We start from the raw sequence: 15909 nt of genomic DNA, 5'->3' as shown, positions 1-15909 counted from the left end.
TTGTACCGACCGAGCCCACCTCGGAGTTGAAGTTGGCACCGACGTCGATACCGCTCGTCTGCAGCGTGCCGAGGTTACGCGTCAGATCGGACACGTAGCCTTGATTGGAACGCCACAGCGATCCGGTTGCATCACGATTGATCAACGAGCAGTAAGGCGACGCCGCGTTGGCCGTGCAAGCCGCCAAGATCGTATCCTGACCAATCTTCTGCACCAGGTTCTTCACCTTGATGTTGAAGTAGTCGACGGTCACCGCGAAGTTACGCAGAAACGAAATGAACTCCGGCCGTAGCACGACGCCAGCCGTGTAAGTATCCGCGATCTCGGGCGTAAGGTTCGGATTGCCGCCGATCAAACCATTGTACTGGCCCGATGGGTTAGCGGCAATCGTTTGCCCCACCCGCAGACCTTGCGCCAAGCATCCTACGTCTGCTGCGGTCAAAGCCACCGGCCGGTTTTCAGAATCGACCTTTGCGCACGGATCGGTTGCACCATTCAACGCGACACGCTGCGTCGCAAAGAATTCCTGGATGTTCGGCGCGCGAACCGCACGATTGTACGCGCCGCGGAAACGGATTGCACGGACCGGTGCGAAATCAACCGCGACCTTGTAGGTGTCGGTGCTGAAGTCGCGATCACCTACTTCGTACTTAGAGTAACGATAGCCGCCTTCAACCGCGAGGCTGTTGATGAACCCGTCCGAGATGATCGGCACGCGCGCTTCACCAAAAGCTTCGTAGACGTTGATCGCACCGGTAATCGGCAGCGTCGCCGCGCCCTGACCTGCGAGATCACCAGTCTGGAAGGCGGTATCGGTCTGGAGATTGAGCGTCTCACGACGATATTCGCCACCGAAGTTGACGCCGACACCCTCGTTCGCCCACGGCGACTGGATGCCATACTCGCCCAGCAAACCGGTGAAGTTCACTGAAGCGATCTGTTCAGTTACCTGACCACGCTGGAAGCCCGGAGTCGCGAGGTACGCGACTGCCTGCGGCGTAACGCCGCCCTGTGAGAAGATGTTGTAAGGGACGCAGTTCGGATCGCTGCCGTCGACGACCGAGCGGCAGGTCGCCACGCCGTTGACGGATACGACATCCAGTGCACGGCCAAGGCGCGTAACCGAAAAGTCGTTCAGGTAGGTCTCGGAGTAGTTGGTACGCCCGTACTGATAGTAAGCATCGTAGGTCAGGCCCTTGGCCACATCGCCGCGCGCACCGGCCACGATACGATAGGCAGTGTGCTGCAGGTCGTCCTGACGCGGGCCACCCTCGACGTTACGCCGCAGGATCTGCGCGTAGCCACGATTGTATGTTGCACCAGTTGCGGTGTTGATAAAGTTGAATGCGTTGAAAGCGTTGGCAGGCCCGGTGAACGTACCGCCCTGATCCAACACGCCCTGCCTGATGGCTGCGTTGGCGTTGATCGATGATACCACCCCGGTTGGGGAGTAGGAGGGAGCGACGGTCGTATAGACGCCGGGGTTGAACGCGTCGCGAACAATCGTGCTGGCGACCAGATTGCCCGCCGCGCAGATTACCCCGCGCTGCTGCGCACTCAGAAGCGGATTGTCGCAGTTGAGCGAGTAGGTGTTGCCGAAATCACCCGATGGCGCGATCTGGGCGACCGTGCGGTCGTCCATGAACATGCCTTCCATGTACGGCTTGAACGAGTCCGAAACCTCGTAGTTAGCGAAGAAGCCGGCGGTGTAGCGCTCGTCAGGACGCTGATAATAGTTGGTTGGCGCATAGTTGTAAGGCGTGAAGCCGGGAACCAGCGTCTGGTTCGCACCGACCTGATAGCTGTTCGACAGACCATCCAAGAACGTACCATTGGCCGAGGTTGCCGAACCGCCGCAGCTGGGCACGCCGGCGCGGCTAAACGCGAGCGCGCAGGCGCTGTAGTCGCGGTTGTCCTGCGTGATCGCGTTGATCTTGCGGTAACCGAGGTAGGCAGTGATATGACCGCGGTTGTCGTCGAACGACGTGCCCATGGTAGCGCTTACATCGAGCGTACCGCCGTCGGCGACCGGACCACTCGGATAACCGAAGTTTCGATTACGCAACGCATTGATGACGCCGGGGCCGGCATTGTTATCATGCTGGTAGAGGCTGTACTGCCCGTCGAGCTTGAAACCGGTGAAGTCAGTGTCGAGAATGAAGTTGACGACGCCGCCGACCGCGTCCGCGCCGTAGGTCGACGACGCGCCGCCCGTCAGCACCTCGGCGCGCTTGATCAGGGTCGCGGGAACGAAGTTGATGTCGGCAGCCGAATCGCTTGGGTCACCGGGGACGAGGCGACGGCCGTTGATTAGCACCAGCGTGCGGTTCGCACCCAGGTTGCGCAGGTTGACGGTCGAAGTACCGGTGGCAGCATTCGAGACCGAGCCGCCCTGGTCGGCGAACACCTGCGGCAGCGAGTTGAGCAAATCCTCGGTGCGGGTCACGCCCTGCAGCTTGAAGTCCTGCTGGTTGACAACGGTAACCGGGCTGCTCGAGGTCAGGTTCGGCTGCGGAATGCGCGAGCCGGTGACGACGATGTCGCCGGTCGCGGCGGCGCCGGCGTTGTTGCCGTCGGCGCTGGCGGGCCGTTCGGCGGGACTCAGGCCCTCGACCGGACCGGCGGTCGGCTGCGCCGTCTGCGGCGTGGTACCCGTGGTCGTGTCAGGCTGCGTCTGCGCGAACGCCGGCGCCGCCAACAGGCCGAAACCGATAATGACCGGCGCCGCACCCGCCTTCAAACTGGCAAGCAATTGCTTCTTCACTGCCGAGATCCCTTTCCGTTCTTTCACGACACATTGCTGTGGTCGCAACTTCGTGACGTGTTATGTCCTGCTTGCTGCCGTATCGTGTCGCCTGTAAATCCATCGTTACAATGCGGCGACGCTTTCCGTGGCGAGCGTCACCGAAAAGACACAGGGTGGGCAGATGGCAGTAATCGGCGTCTTGATCGCGATGGCAGCGCAGGCAGCCAATGCAGCGCCGGCGAATGCGCCGAAAAGTCAGGCACTTGATCCATTGATCGCGTGCCGAGCCATTACGCGGGACGCCGAACGGCTGGCCTGTTTCGACCGCGAGGTCGCGGCGCTATCGTCGGCGGCCGAGACGAAGAAGATCGTGGTGCTCGACGAGAAAGCGGTGCGCGAGACGCGCCGGTCGCTGTTCGGCTTCGCGCTGCCGTCGCGCAACCTGTTCGGAAAGGACGACGGCGACTCATCGAAGCGCGAGTCGGCCGAGCTGAAGCGCCTCGACACGGTGGTGACGAGTTCGGCCAAGAACAGCGCCGGGCAGCTCGTCTTCACGGTCGAGGGCGGCGCGCGCTGGGTACAGGACGACGACCGCACGCTGATGCTCGCGCGGATCAAGCCCGGCACGAAGGTGCGGATCAGCGCAGGGATGCTCGGCAGCTATTTCGCGGTGTTCGACGGCAACGGCTCGGCCAAGGTACGGCGTGACCGCTGATGAAGCTGCTCAGCGCGGGCGCATCGCCTCGCTCGCCAGCTCGGCGGTTGCGAACGGGCGCTGCCCGGCGACATCCCAGTAGCGCAGGTCGTCGAGCGCGATCGCCGCGCCCGAGGCGGCACAGACGACGTGATCGCCCGAACTGAGCACGCGAAAGCCGTTCGCCATGTAATGCAGCTTGGCAGGACGGTTGGTGTTGGACATCAGCATCTGTCTTGTTCCGTCAGAGTAAGGTCGGCTGCTCGGGCTTGCCGGCGTCGGTGGCTGGCTTGCGACGCAATTGGGGTCGGGCGGGCGCTTCCTCAACCGTGCCGGCGACGATCACGTCAATCACCTCCTGATGGCGGAAGTGGAGCGTCAACGCGCCCGCGTCGCGTGCGGCCTGCGCGCTGGTGATCGTCGTGCCCGCCGGGGTCGTCACGCGGGCGTAACCGCGTTCGAGGATGCGATCGGGGTTGAGGCTCTCGACCAGCCGCCCGACATCGGAAAGGCTGCGGCGCGCCGCGTCCAGCCGGCGGTCGAGCGTCGCCGGGCGGATCGCGCCTGCGACACGGTCGAGCGCCCCGCGCGCGTTCGCGACGCGACGCTCGAGCGCACGGTCGGCGCGCGTCGCGGCCTCGTCCATCCGCTGCCGCTGCGGACCCAGCAGCCGGTCGCGCGACGGCAGCAGGCGAGCCATCGCAGTCAGCCGCTCGCGCCCGCGCTCGACATGGCGGTTGACGCAGCGCGCGGTGCGCGCGCTCATCGCGTCGAGCGTGTAACGCAGGTCGGCGAGGACAGGTACGGCGATCTCCGCCGCCGCGGTCGGCGTCGGCGCGCGCAGGTCGGCGGCGTGGTCGCACAAAGTCGTGTCGGTCTCGTGCCCCACAGCCGAAATGATCGGGATCGAGCAGCCGGCGACTGCGCGAACGACCGGCTCCTCGTTGAACGCCCACAGATCCTCGATCGAACCGCCGCCACGCGCGACGATGACCAGGTCCGGTCGCGGGATCGGCGCAGCCCGATTCCCCGACCCGGCCGGCGTGCCTGCCACGTCCGACGTGACCTCGCTCCCCGCAGCAGGAAGCGCATCGAAGCCGCGCACGGCCGCCGCGATCTCCTCCGCCGCGCCCTGCCCCTGCACCTTGACCGGCCAGACGATGACATGCGTCGGGCAGCGATCCTCCAATCGGTGAAGAATGTCGCGGATCACCGCCCCGGTGCCAGAGGTAACGACGCCGATGACGCGCGGCATGAACGGCAGCGCGCGACGCGCGCGCGACTTGGCGAACAACCCCTCGGCATCGAAGCGCGCCTTGTTCCGCTCCAGCAGCGCCATCAGCGCGCCTGCGCCCGCCAGCTCCATACGCTCGATGATAATCTGGTATTTGGAACGCCCCGGATAGGTCGTCAGCCGCCCGGTCGCGATCACCTCGATCCCGTCCTCGGGCCGGAAAGCCAGGCTCGCGCTGTTGCCCTTCCACATCACACCGTCGATCACCGCGCTGTCATCCTTCAGCGCCAGATACGAGTGGCCCGAAGCGACGCGCTTGTAGCCCGAGATTTCGCCGCGCAGCCGAACGTGGCCGAATTCGCCCTCGACCATTCGCTTCAGCCGGCCCGACAGCTCCCCGACCGACATCGCCATCGCATTGTCGCCCGCGACCGGCTCGGCTACCAGCCGCCCTGCCGCAGCGTCCACGGACGTATCGAAAAGGGGGTCGGCCATGAATATCCTGTTGATCGGGTCGGGCGGCCGCGAACACGCGCTGGCGTGGCGGCTGGCGCAGTCGCCTCGTCTCGATACGCTCTTCGCCGCGCCGGGCAACCCCGGGATCGCCGAGCACGCCCAGATTGCGGAGCTGGATACGGCGGACCACCGCGCGGTGATCGACTTCGTGCGGCGCCAGCAGATCGGGCTGGTCGTGGTCGGGCCAGAGGCGCCGCTGGTCGAGGGGCTGGCCGACAACGTCCGCGCGATCGGCGTGCCCGTGTTCGGTCCGGGCCGCGAGGCAGCGAAGCTGGAAGGATCGAAGGGCTTCACCAAGGATCTGTGCGCGCGCGTCGGCATTCCGACCGCGCGCTATTTCCGCGTCACCTCGCGCGACGGTGCGCTCGCCTGCCTCGACGATTTCGCCGACGGTGACGATTGCCGCTGCGTCATCAAGGCAGACGGCCTCGCCGCGGGCAAGGGGGTGACCGTCGCGATGTCACGCAGTGAAGCGGAGGCGGCGATTGCCGACCTGTTCGCGCACGGTCCCGCGGAGGCGGTGATCGAGGAGTTTCTGGAAGGCGAGGAAGCCAGCCTGTTTGTGCTGAGCGACGGCACCAGCAGCGCCTCGTTCGGTTCGGCGCAGGACCACAAGCGCGTCGGCGACGGCGACACGGGCGCCAACACCGGCGGAATGGGCGCCTATTCCCCTGCAGTGTGCCTGTCGGTGGAGGACGAAGAGCGTGCACTCGGCGAAATCGTCCGCCCGACGATCGACGCGCTGGCGGCGGCGGGCACGCCCTACGTCGGGGTGCTCTACGCCGGGCTGATGCTGACCGCGGACGGTCCCAAGCTGATCGAGTATAACGTGCGGTTCGGCGATCCCGAGGCCCAGGTGCTGATGGCGCGCTTCGACGGCGATCTGGTTGAGGTGCTGCTGGCGGTGGCCGAAGGACGCCTCGCCGACCTGCCCGCGCCCACTTTCCGCGACGAGATCGCGCTGACCGTCGTGATGGCGGCGCGCGGCTATCCGGGCACGCCCGAGACCGGCGGCGCGATTGGTCGGATCGCGGAGGCGGAAGCGGACGGCGCACGCGTGTTCCAGGCGGGTACGCGCATGCAGGATGGACAGCTGGTTGCGAGCGGCGGGCGCGTCCTCGCCGTCACCGCGATCGGCGACAGCGTGCGCGCCGCGCAGGCGGCGGCCTACGCCGCGGTCGACCGCATCGACTTTCCGACCGGCTTCTGCCGCCGCGACATCGGCTGGCGCGAGATCGCGCGCGAGGAATAGGGTCGGGCCGCTTGTGGCCAAGACACGCGCGCGGCGGCTTGAGGACATATCGGGGGCGCTCTACGTTCTCGTCGCATGGGTAATTACGCAATGATACCGTTCTCGCAGGACAGTGTGCTGGTGCTGGTCGCGCTCGGGCTGGTCGCGGTGCTCGCGATCCTGACGATTTTCGGGATGATTAAGGGCGCTCGGCTAAAGAGTGCGCGCCGCGCCGCCGAGAAGGAAGAGCAGGCTCGGATCGACGCGCTGCGTGAAGACGGCGTCGCGGAGCGCGAGGCCGATGACGCGGGTGAATCGTTCAGCGACGCGCCGCGGCGAAACGCGGCCTCGACGCTCGCACCCGAGAAGCCGGAGGATGCCGGCGACCGTGCCAATGACAAGGCTGCGCTACCAGCTTCCACGACGTCGTCGGGAACGGCGGCGCCGATTGCGACGGTCGACCAAGGTCAGACGAATGACCGCCTGTCCGATGAGCAGCCAAGCCAAGCACCCTTCGCCGACGAGCCGATCGCGGCGGCGGCTCCTCTCGATGCCTCGCCGGCCAGCACGGCAGCGGACGCGCCTACCGCGATTGCACCTGCGACCGACCCCGAAGTCCCTGCATCCGAACCAGTCGCGACGACACCCGGCGCCGGGTCGATCACGCAGCTGAAAGGCCTGGGTCCGAAGATTGCCACGCGTCTGGGCGAGCTCGGCATCACTCAGGTCGACCAGCTCGCCTGGCTAGACGACGCGGAAGCTGCCGATCTCGACGCGAAGCTCGGCGCGTTCCAGGGCCGGATGGAGCGCGACCGCTGGCGCGAACAGGCGCGCTTTCTGGCGAAGGGCGACCGCGCCGGCTACGAGGCGCAGTTCGGCAAACTCGGATGAGCGTCGCCTTTCGCCGCGAGAGCGACGACGAGCATCTGGAACCGACGTTCGAGCTGCCGCTGCCGTCCGGGCCCAATCTGGTGACGCCGAGCGGGCGCGCGCTGATCGATGATCGGATCGCTACGCTGGAACGGCAGATCGTCGAAACGAGCGATGCCGAGGAGGTGAAGAAACTGCGCCGCGACCTGCGCTACTGGCAGACGCGTCGGGTGACCGCGGTGGAGACTGCGCCGCGCTCGGACGGGGCGGTCGGCTTCGGCAATCGCGTCACCTTCACGCTCGCGGGCAAGGAGCGGCAGGTCACACTGGTCGGCGACGACGAGGCCGATCCGGCAGCGGGTGCGATCCCCTTCTCCGCCCCGCTCGCGTGCGCACTGATGGGGGCGGAGGCAGGCGAGACGGTCGCCTTCAACGGTCGCGAGGATGCGATCGCCGTGCTGGCGGTCGACTAGTTTCTGGCGGTCGATTAGGCGCCCGCGCCGCGGCGCCACGGGATACGCCCCGCGAGCGGCCACAGAATGTTGAGCGCGAGCCCGCCGAGCACCAGCGCGCCCGCGCCCAGCTTCCATCCCGGCAGCGGCTCGCCAAGCAACAGCGCGCTCGCGCCCATGCCGAACACCGGCACCAGCATGGCGAGCGGCGTGATCGTTGCAGCCGGATGGCGCGCGAGCAGCCAGCCCCAGGCGGCATAGCCGAACAGCGAATTGCCGACCGACTGCCACACCACCGCCGCCCAGGCGCCGGGGGTCGCGTGCGCCAGCGCGATCGCGATCGGGCCCGCTCCCTCCAGCAGCAGCGCGGCGACGACCAGCGGCGGCACCGCGAACATGCTCGACCAGACGACGAAGGCGAGCATGTCGGTCACTCCGCTCGCCTTCGCGACATGGTTCCCGCCCGCCCAGCTGAGCGCCGCCGCGATGACGAGCACGAGGCCGAGCGGGGTCGCCGCCCCGCCGCCGTGCGCGACGATCACGCCGATCCCGGCGGTTGCCATGACGAGCGCCAGCACCTGCACCGGCTTCACCCGCTCGCCGCGAAACGCGATGGCGAGCGCGATGGTGAAGAACACCTGGCTTTGCACCACCAGGCTGGCGAGCCCGGGCGAGATCATCCCGTTCATGGCGATGAACAGCAGTCCGAACTGCCCGGCGCCGATCAGCACCCCGTAAGCGGCGAGATCGCGCCAGCGTACCGCCGGGCGACGAATGAACAAGGCCGCGGGCAGGAAGGCGAGCGTGAAGCGCAGTGCGGCGAACGCGAGCGGCGGCAATTGCTCCAGCGCGACGCGGATCACGACGAAATTGGTGCCCCACACCACCACCACGGCGAGCCCGAGCAGCAGGTGGCGCAGCGGCACGTGGTCACCCCCCGCCCCGGCGCTCGCGGCCGGCTGGCTCAGCGCAGCAATCCCAGCTCGGTCAGCTCGGCGCGCAGTGTTTCGGCGTCACGGAAATGATGCGCGCGGATGCCGACCGCGCGCGCGCCTTCGATATTCGCCGCATTGTCGTCGACGAAAATGGTCTCGTCGGCCGCCACCCCGAAGCGGCGCAGCGCGAGGTGGTAGATCGCGGCGTCGGGCTTGATCAGCTTCTCGTCGCCCGAGACGACGATGTCGCGAAAGCGGTCGAACAGTGCCGCCTCGCGTGCACGAAACGGCGCGAAGAATTCGCCCGAGAAGTTGGTGATCGCGAACAGCGGCACGCCATTGGCGTCAAGTTCCTCGACGAGTCCCGGCATGCCCGCGATCGGCCCCGGTATCTGCTCGGAAAAGCGAGGACCCCAGGCGCGAATCATCTCCGCATGCTCGGGGTGGAGCGCAATCAGCTCGGCCGACGTCTCCGCGAAGGGGCGTCCGGCATCGTGCTGGAAATGCCACTCGCGCGTGGCGACGTCGCGCAGGAACGCGTCGAGCGCCCGTTCGTCGTCGAACAGGCGCTCGTACAGGACACGCGGGTCCCAGTCGTAGAGGACGTGCCCGACATCGAAGATCACCGACGTGACGGGCATGAACCGCTTTATCTCAATTGTGCCGAACGAATCAGCGCCGGACGACTCAGCCCTGGCGCGCCTTGAAGCGGCGGTTGGTCTTGTTGATGACGTAGGTACGGCCGCGGCGACGGATCACGCGATTGTCGCGGTGGCGGTCCTTGAGCGACTTCAAGCTGTTGCGGATCTTCATGGTGCGCCTTTGGGAACGTGTTACGTGTGAGAATAAGGAAGCGCGCCGCCTAGTGAAGCCGGACGCGCAAGTCAACCGCGCCGCGGAATGCACCCGTGCACGATCGCGCTGCACCAGACGGGAGCTTGCGCGCGCCTGCGGCGTTACTGCACCGAAACGACCCTTCTCAGGAGAGACGCCTCATGCGCGCTTTGCCCATCGCTGCCCTCGCCGCTGCCACCATGATGTCGGCCTGCGCCACCGGGCCGCAGCGCTTTCCGGTGTCCGCCACCCGCTTTCACTATGATCCGGTGACGCAGCGCGGCACGATCTCGGTCGAGCCGCTGGCCGGTCCCACGACGCCCAGCATCGAGTACAAGACCTACGCCGCCGCGGTGCAGAGCGAGTTGTTAAGGCAGGGCTTCACCAATCCCGCGCCCGGCGCGACCGCCGAATATATCGCCACGGTCGGCTTCACGCGCGCGCCGCAATCGCTGCCGCGGCGCCGCTCGCCGATCTCGATCGGCCTCGGTGGCGGCGTCGGTGGCGGCGGCTGGCGCAGCGGTGGCGGGGTCGGCGCTGGCGTCGGCTTCCCGGTCGGCGGTGGCGGTGGCGGCGAAGGCGTCGTGACCGAATTGTCGGTGCGTATCCGCAAGGGCCCCGACGCGATTTGGGAGGGCCAAGCTCAGTCGCTGACCGACGTGAGCGCGCCGACCGCCGACGCCGCCTCGATCGCGCAGCGGCTCGCACGCGCGCTGTTCACCGGCTTCCCGGGCGAATCGGGTCGCACGATCGAGGTGAAATAGCTAGGCGAGGTCAATGACCCTATCGATCAACGCCGCCTTCGATGGCGGCAACATCCGCGTCGTCGCCGTCCACGACACTTACGTCGATCTGGAGATCGTGCACGATCACCAGTCCGACTTCTTTCAATGGTTCTACTTTCGCGCCGCTGGGCTTGCAGGGCGCGCGACGACCTTCCGTATCCTGAACGCGGGCAAGTCGGCCTATCCGTTCGGCTGGCCGGGGTACAAGACGCGCGCCTCGACCGACCTGATCCACTGGAGGATGATCGAGACGCGCTACGAAAATGGCGTGCTCGAGTTCGACTGGGCGGGCGACTCCGACCTCGCCTGGTTCGCCTATTTCGCACCCTATACGATGGAGATGCACGCGCATCTGATCGCGCGGGTCGCCGCGCGCCCCGGTGTCACGCATCGCGAGATCGGCCAGACGCTCGACGGGCAGGCGATCGATTATCTCCGCATCGGGTCGGGCGAGAAGCAGGTGTGGCTCTACGGCCGCCAGCATCCGGGCGAATCGATGACCGAATGGTGGATGGAGGGTGCGCTCGACTGGCTGACCAGCGACGCGGCGCGGCCCTTGCTCGACAAGGCGACCGTCCACGTTGTCCCCAACATGAACCCCGACGGCACGCGCCGCGGCCACCTGCGCACCAATGCGGCGGGGGTGAACCTCAACCGCGAATGGCACGCGCCCAGCGCCGAGCGTAGCCCGGAAGTGCTGTGCGTGCTGGCGGAGATGGATCGCACCGGCGTCACCTTCGCGATGGACGTTCATGGTGATGAGGCGATCGCGGCAAACTTCATCGCGGGCTTCGAGGGCATCCCGTCGTGGACCGACGCGCACGGCGACAAATTCTACGAGTTCGGACGGCGGCTGGCGGCACACACGCCCGATTTCCAGACCGAGCTCGGCTACGACAAGTCGGCGGCGGGCAAGGCCAACCTGTCGATGTCGACCAACCAGCTCGCCGAGCGCTTCGGCGCGGTGTCGGTGACGCTGGAGATGCCGTTCAAGGATCACGATCCGAACCCGGACGCTGAATTCGGCTGGAGCCCGAAGCGATCGAAGCGGCTCGGTGTGTCGTGCCTGGAAGTCTTGTCGGAGATGATCGACGGATTGTGACCGGTCGACGCTCCCGCCCACGCCCGGGCGGGAGCCGGCAGCTCAATAATCCTTCGATACGCGGATGTTGCCGCTCTGCCGGCCGAGTGTCGAGATCGATGACAGTAGCGACAGCCAGCGTGTGACCTGAAACTCGACCCGCGTCGCGGAATAGCCCTGCCCGTCGGTGATGATCTCGGCGTACAGCCGCCGCGTCACGTATTTGCCCGCCGCGATCGAGGTCGCCTGCCCCGTCTGCGGGTCGGCCGGCAGGATGCGCAGGCGATCGAGCCCGGCGGCGCGGCGCACTGCATTGATCGGATTGATGCCATTTCCGCCGTCCTGCAACGCCGCCACCGCGGCGGCGAGTTGCAGCGCCTCGGGCGCGGACAGGTTGGTGATCGAGGTGCCGAACAGCAGCCGCGACAGCAGTTCGTCCTGTGGCAGCGCGGGCACGCTGCTGAAGGTAATTTCCGGCTTCTGCGCGACGCCGGTCACGCGGATGCTGGCGCGCAGGCCGGTCGAGTCGGCGTTCGCCTCGATGTCGAGCGCGGGATTGGCGGGCACCTCGCCACCGAAACGCAGCACGCCGCGCTCCAGCTCGAACTCGCGCCCGGCAAATTCATAATCGCCGCGGATCAGGTCGGCCCGACCGGTGATCGCGGGATTGTCGGGCGTGCCGGCGATGTTCACGTCGGTCGACCATTCGGACGACAGCCCGAGGCCGCTGACCATCAACCCGCCCTTCGCGCGCGCGTGCACCGCCAGCGCCCAGGGTGCAGGTCCGGTGTCGTCGTCGGCCTCGCCACCGCCGGGTAGGTTGATCTCACGCACGTTCAGCTGCGGCAGCGCGCTCGCGACCGTCGCCTGGCCGAGCCGGTAGCGGCTGGCGTCGAGCCGCACGTCGCCCGCGATCCGCCCGCCCGACCCGTCGGAGGTGAAGGTCAGCGGCCCGGTCACCGTCGCGCCGATATCGTCGCGGTCGATCAGCACTGCACGGTTCGCCTGCATCCTGAGATCGAGCGCGACACCCTTCGCGCCGGCGAAGTCGAACCGGCCGGTACCCGTCACCGTCCCTCCGCGCCCGGCGTCGGCGGTGAAGCTCTGCACCTGCAACTGCGATCCGGCGAAGCGGCCCGCCGCCTGTACGTTGGTGAGCGCGGTGCCCGTCGTCGCGCTGCTGATGCGCGCGCCGGTCGCCCTCACCTGTCCCCTGATCTGCGGAGATCGCACGCTGCCCGATACGTCGGCGGCGATCGCCACGGGTCCGGCGAGGTCGAACAGCTCGACCCGCGTCAGCCGCCACAGCGTATCCGCCGGGCCGGAATAGCGCAGCTGCGCGAACAGCCCGGCACCCGTCAGCCGCTCGACCACGTCACCCTGCCCCAGCGGCCGCAGCAGCGCCTGTGCGCGCCCGATCGTGCGCCCGTTCGACGCCATCACGGCGCGCACGCCTGCCTTGTCGGCAGTCAATACGCCCGCGATCCCGAGGTCGATCGGCGTCGAGGACTGCAGCAGCCCCGAGCGCGTCAGCCCGCGCACTGTCATGTTGACGCGACCGGTCGGAGCCTCACTCCCGCGCGACGCATAATGCAGCGTACCCGATGCATTGCCGCCGAGACCGAGTCCGGCATAGCCGATGTCGAGCACCGACAAGGGCATCGTGTCGACGGAGAGGTCGACCGCCGTGTCGACCGCGCCGAACCGCCCCGACACCTGCGCCTTCCCTTCCGCGAACGACAGCGCGGTCGGCGCGAGCAGCCAGTCGTCGCCGTCGCGGCGCAGCCGCGCGGACGTGTCGAGCCGGATCGGCTGGTTGCCGACCTTCCCTTGCGCCTGCACCGTGTAGCCGTCCGCGGCGATCTGCGTCACCGTTTGAATCTGGAATCCCGCACCGCGCGATCCCGCGATCGAGGCGCGGACCTCCCCGGTGTCACCGTTCAGTGCTGCGGTGCCGGCGAACCGCGCGATGCTGAGCGAGCCGCGTCGCAGGCCGCTGCCCGTCGCCGTCGCGGTCACGCGCGTGCCTGCGGGATCGAGCAACGTGGTGAAATCCACGTGTCCCTGTCGCACTGACACGGTGCCGAGTCGCGCCGTCCGCGCGTCGAGTGCACCGACGATGCGCTGGATCGTCCCCTGCGGCGCGAAGTCGAGTGTGCCCGTGATGCCGCCACCCGCAACCGTCAGGCGGCCAGCGAAGCCGTTCGGCACGATGTCGAGCGCGCCGCTCGCGCGCGTCCCGCTCACATCCAGCCGCGCGACCGCGATCCGCGCGGTGCCGCCCTTCGGCAGCAGGATTTGCCCCTCGGTCGTGAACGGTCCCAGCCTTGAGCCCCCTGCGGCGGTAAAGGCGAACCCGGCAGGCGTCGGGTCGAGGTGGGCGCGCACCCCCGTCAGGCCAAGCGCCGCGTTCGGCCGCTGGAACACGAGGTCGATCACCGGCCGCTCGATCTGTCCGTCGAGCTTCAGGGTCAGCGCGCCGTAGGTCGCCTGCGTTCCCGCGCCCTCGAAGTGGAAGGTGCCGTCACGACGACGATAGCCGCTTCCCGCCAGCCTGATCTGGGGCGCGGTCAGGACGAGGTTGGTGAAATGAAGCACGCCGTCGGGCGTGCGTTCCAGGAGCGTCTCGACGTGCGGCAGCCCGCCCGCCAGGCTGCGGAAGAACGCATTGTCGAGCCGCACGACCTGCGCGCTGCCACGTCCGACCACGCGCGTGCCCTTGCCGCCCGGCCCGGGCACGACGGTGAGACGTGACTGCACGTCGACGATGCCGAGGCCGGGGATCAGCAATCGGCCCAGTGCGCCGTTGACGCCGATATCGAACTGTCCGTTCGACAGGTCGAGTTGCAGGTTGATGCGCCCGGTCAGCTTGTCCGATCGCAGCCGCAGGTCGTCGCCGGTGACCAGCTTGGACGTGACTCGCAGCGTACCGTCGACGCTCAGGTTGCGCAGGATGCCGCCCGCGACGTTGCCGACGCCGGTCACCCGCGCGGCGGTGAAGCGGACCGGCAGCGCGATCGGTGCCTTCGACCAGCGCCCCCGCCCTGCCGCACGCGCCTGCTCAAACCCGGTCTGATCAAACGAGAAGCGCGGTGCCGTGATGCGGTAATCGAACATGAACGCGCGCAGCGGCCCGCTCAGGATCGCACGCAACTCCATGCCCGTCGCCCGCATGTTGCGGAACAGCGCCTCGGGCCGGAGCAGCCGCGCGCGCAGGCGCAGGTTGTCGAGCCGGCTTCGCGCCAGATCGACCACGCCCGTCGCCTCGGCGGCTAGCGCGGCGGAGCGGAGCGACAGCGTACCGTCCAGCCGTCGATCGGCGAAGGTGCCACTGCCGTTCACCGCGACGCGCGGCGCGGTCAGCGCCTGGAGCTTGCCGCGCGTGATGCTCGCAACCGCGAGCGTCCCCGTCAGCGTGTAGCGACCCGCGTCATTGCCGAGCGCGAGGTCGAGCACGCGCGCGCCTCCGACCTGCCCGCGCGCGCGCCCGCGCCAGCGCTGCCAGTCACCGACCCCGTCAACATCGAGCGTCACCGCGCGGCGGAGGTGCGTCAGTTGCGCCAGCACGCCGTTCGCCGCTCCCGCGGCGTGCACGTCGACGTCGAAGCGCCCGGCATCGGGCACCGCGTCGATCCGCGCGCTGACACGGTCGCTTCCTTCGATCAGCGCGGCGAGATCGACCGCGGCATGGCCAGAGCGGATGTCGGCGCGCCCTTGAAGCCGCCCATAGCGCAGTCGCCCCGTCACCCGCGGCGCAACCACGAGCCGCGCGATACGCAACCGGCGGATCGCAATGTCGAAATCGGGCAGGATCGGACCCTGCTTGCCGGTGTCGATCGTCCGCGGCAGCTTGGCGAGCGTGGCTTGGGGTACGTCGAGCGCATCGATGTCGAGCCGGTTCGACATCCAGGCGAACGGATCCCAGTCGAGCGTCGCGCGCGGCACCGCCAGCACCAGCCCATCGGGATCTCTCAGGCGGAAGTTGACCAGCTCGGCCTTGCCGTAGAGCGACCCGTCGATACGGCCGAGGTGGAAACGCAAACCGTTGGCGGGCGCGAGCGCGTTGACGCGGTCGGCAACGAAGCGATGGCCGATGTCGCTGTCGAGCACGACCGCGACCAGCGCGATCAGCAGCGCCAGTGCGACGACGATCCGCACCAACCAGCGCAGCGCGCGCCTCAAAACGCCTGCCCCAGCGAGACGTAGACCGCGATCCGGCTGTCACCCGGCTGCGGGTTGAGCGGGGTGCCGACATCGAGGCGGATCGGCCCGAAGTTGGAGTAATAACGTACGCCCAGTCCCGCGCCGTACTGCAATCCTTTGAAGTTGGGCACGACGCCGGTGTAGATGTTCCCGCCGTCGAAGAACGGCACGACGCCGAAATTGCCGAACGCCTTGACCCGCGCCTCGATCGAGAATTCGGACAAGGATCGCCCGCCGATCGGATCGTTGTTGACGTCGCGCGGACCGATCGCCTGGAAACCATAGCCGCGCACCGACGCACCACCGCCGGCGTAGAAGCGCCGCGACG

At 67.8% G+C, this 15909-nt stretch carries 14 protein-coding genes; 6 read left to right on the top strand and 8 right to left on the bottom strand.

Features of this window, described 5'->3' with window-relative positions; genetic code table 11:
- A partial coding sequence (locus QZ847_RS12370; RefSeq protein ID WP_294356899.1) for a TonB-dependent receptor occupies positions 1–2812 on the bottom strand: 2812 nt, incomplete at its 3' end.
- 79 nt (positions 2813–2891) lie between these two features.
- On the opposite strand from QZ847_RS12370, the gene QZ847_RS12365 reads away from it, so the two are divergent.
- The gene (locus QZ847_RS12365) at positions 2892–3461 is read left to right on the top strand and encodes a hypothetical protein (protein ID WP_294356896.1); all 570 of its coding nucleotides are present in this window, start codon (positions 2892–2894) and stop codon (positions 3459–3461) included.
- Between the two features lie 9 nt (positions 3462–3470).
- On the opposite strand, the gene QZ847_RS12360 is transcribed toward QZ847_RS12365, so the two are convergent.
- Positions 3471–3671, bottom strand: coding sequence for a DUF2093 domain-containing protein (locus QZ847_RS12360; RefSeq protein ID WP_093004280.1), 201 nt, complete (start codon positions 3669–3671; stop codon positions 3471–3473).
- Between the two features lie 13 nt (positions 3672–3684).
- Complete coding sequence (xseA, locus tag QZ847_RS12355) at positions 3685–5169, bottom strand: exodeoxyribonuclease VII large subunit (protein ID WP_294356891.1); 1485 nt, start codon at positions 5167–5169, stop codon at positions 3685–3687.
- On the opposite strand from xseA, the gene purD reads away from it, so the two are divergent.
- The 3 genes from purD to QZ847_RS12340 all read left to right on the top strand — a co-directional run bounded on the left by purD (position 5168) and on the right by QZ847_RS12340 (position 7764).
- Positions 5168–6442 carry a phosphoribosylamine--glycine ligase gene (gene purD, locus QZ847_RS12350; protein WP_294356889.1) on the top strand — a complete coding sequence of 425 codons (1275 nt, stop codon included), beginning with the start codon at positions 5168–5170 and terminating at the stop codon, positions 6440–6442. The genes xseA and purD overlap by 2 nt on opposite strands.
- Before the next feature lie 75 nt (positions 6443–6517).
- Positions 6518–7312: a hypothetical protein gene (locus tag QZ847_RS12345; protein WP_294356886.1), complete on the top strand. Its 795-nt coding sequence runs from the start codon at positions 6518–6520 to the stop codon at positions 7310–7312.
- Positions 7309–7764: a GreA/GreB family elongation factor gene (locus QZ847_RS12340; RefSeq protein ID WP_294356885.1), complete on the top strand. Its 456-nt coding sequence runs from the start codon at positions 7309–7311 to the stop codon at positions 7762–7764. Before QZ847_RS12345 ends, QZ847_RS12340 begins: the two co-directional genes overlap by 4 nt.
- Before the next feature lie 14 nt (positions 7765–7778).
- On the opposite strand, the gene QZ847_RS12335 is transcribed toward QZ847_RS12340, so the two are convergent.
- From QZ847_RS12335 to ykgO, 3 genes are read right to left on the bottom strand one after another with little or no spacing between them, the layout of a single operon-like run.
- Positions 7779–8669, bottom strand: coding sequence for an EamA family transporter (locus QZ847_RS12335; RefSeq protein WP_294356884.1), 891 nt, complete (start codon positions 8667–8669; stop codon positions 7779–7781).
- Between the two features lie 38 nt (positions 8670–8707).
- Positions 8708–9319, bottom strand: coding sequence for an HAD family phosphatase (locus tag QZ847_RS12330; protein ID WP_294356882.1), 612 nt, complete (start codon positions 9317–9319; stop codon positions 8708–8710).
- A 46-nt stretch (positions 9320–9365) separates the two neighbouring features.
- On the bottom strand, positions 9366–9491 hold the full coding sequence (gene ykgO, locus QZ847_RS12325) for a type B 50S ribosomal protein L36 (RefSeq protein WP_003046794.1): 126 nt from the start codon (positions 9489–9491) through the stop codon (positions 9366–9368).
- A gap of 182 nt (positions 9492–9673) precedes the next feature.
- On the opposite strand from ykgO, the gene QZ847_RS12320 reads away from it, so the two are divergent.
- Positions 9674–10276 (top strand): hypothetical protein, encoded by a 603-nt coding sequence (locus tag QZ847_RS12320; RefSeq protein ID WP_294356880.1) that lies wholly within the window; start codon positions 9674–9676, stop codon positions 10274–10276.
- A gap of 13 nt (positions 10277–10289) precedes the next feature.
- The gene (locus QZ847_RS12315) at positions 10290–11399 is read left to right on the top strand and encodes a M14-type cytosolic carboxypeptidase (protein WP_294356878.1); all 1110 of its coding nucleotides are present in this window, start codon (positions 10290–10292) and stop codon (positions 11397–11399) included.
- A 42-nt stretch (positions 11400–11441) separates the two neighbouring features.
- Here the strand turns inward: QZ847_RS12315 and QZ847_RS12310 are convergent, their stop codons facing one another.
- Both QZ847_RS12310 and QZ847_RS12305 read right to left on the bottom strand, forming a co-directional pair.
- Positions 11442–15560 (bottom strand): translocation/assembly module TamB domain-containing protein, encoded by a 4119-nt coding sequence (locus QZ847_RS12310; RefSeq protein WP_294356876.1) that lies wholly within the window; start codon positions 15558–15560, stop codon positions 11442–11444.
- The coding region (locus tag QZ847_RS12305; protein ID WP_294356875.1) for a BamA/TamA family outer membrane protein at positions 15557–15909 on the bottom strand (353 nt) is incomplete at its 5' end. The genes QZ847_RS12310 and QZ847_RS12305, both read right to left, overlap by 4 nt.

This window comes from uncultured Sphingomonas sp. (genome assembly GCF_913778135.1).
Classification (GTDB): domain Bacteria; phylum Pseudomonadota; class Alphaproteobacteria; order Sphingomonadales; family Sphingomonadaceae; genus Sphingomonas.
This window is presented reverse-complemented; position numbering and strand designations above follow the sequence as displayed.

What these genes read in the sequence shown, in the direction of transcription:
- QZ847_RS12360 (WP_093004280.1), bottom strand. Translation starts at nt 3,671, where the DNA reads ATGCTGATGTCCAACACCAACCGTCCTGCCAAGCTGCATTACATGGCG.
- QZ847_RS12340 (WP_294356885.1), top strand. Translation starts at nt 7,309, where the DNA reads ATGAGCGTCGCCTTTCGCCGCGAGAGCGACGACGAGCATCTGGAACCG.
- QZ847_RS12315 (WP_294356878.1), top strand. Translation starts at nt 10,290, where the DNA reads ATGACCCTATCGATCAACGCCGCCTTCGATGGCGGCAACATCCGCGTC.
- QZ847_RS12345 (WP_294356886.1), top strand. Translation starts at nt 6,518, where the DNA reads ATGGGTAATTACGCAATGATACCGTTCTCGCAGGACAGTGTGCTGGTG.
- QZ847_RS12330 (WP_294356882.1), bottom strand. Translation starts at nt 9,319, where the DNA reads ATGCCCGTCACGTCGGTGATCTTCGATGTCGGGCACGTCCTCTACGAC.
- purD (WP_294356889.1), top strand. Translation starts at nt 5,168, where the DNA reads ATGAATATCCTGTTGATCGGGTCGGGCGGCCGCGAACACGCGCTGGCG.
- xseA (WP_294356891.1), bottom strand. Translation starts at nt 5,169, where the DNA reads ATGGCCGACCCCCTTTTCGATACGTCCGTGGACGCTGCGGCAGGGCGG.
- QZ847_RS12320 (WP_294356880.1), top strand. Translation starts at nt 9,674, where the DNA reads ATGCGCGCTTTGCCCATCGCTGCCCTCGCCGCTGCCACCATGATGTCG.
- ykgO (WP_003046794.1), bottom strand. Translation starts at nt 9,491, where the DNA reads ATGAAGATCCGCAACAGCTTGAAGTCGCTCAAGGACCGCCACCGCGAC.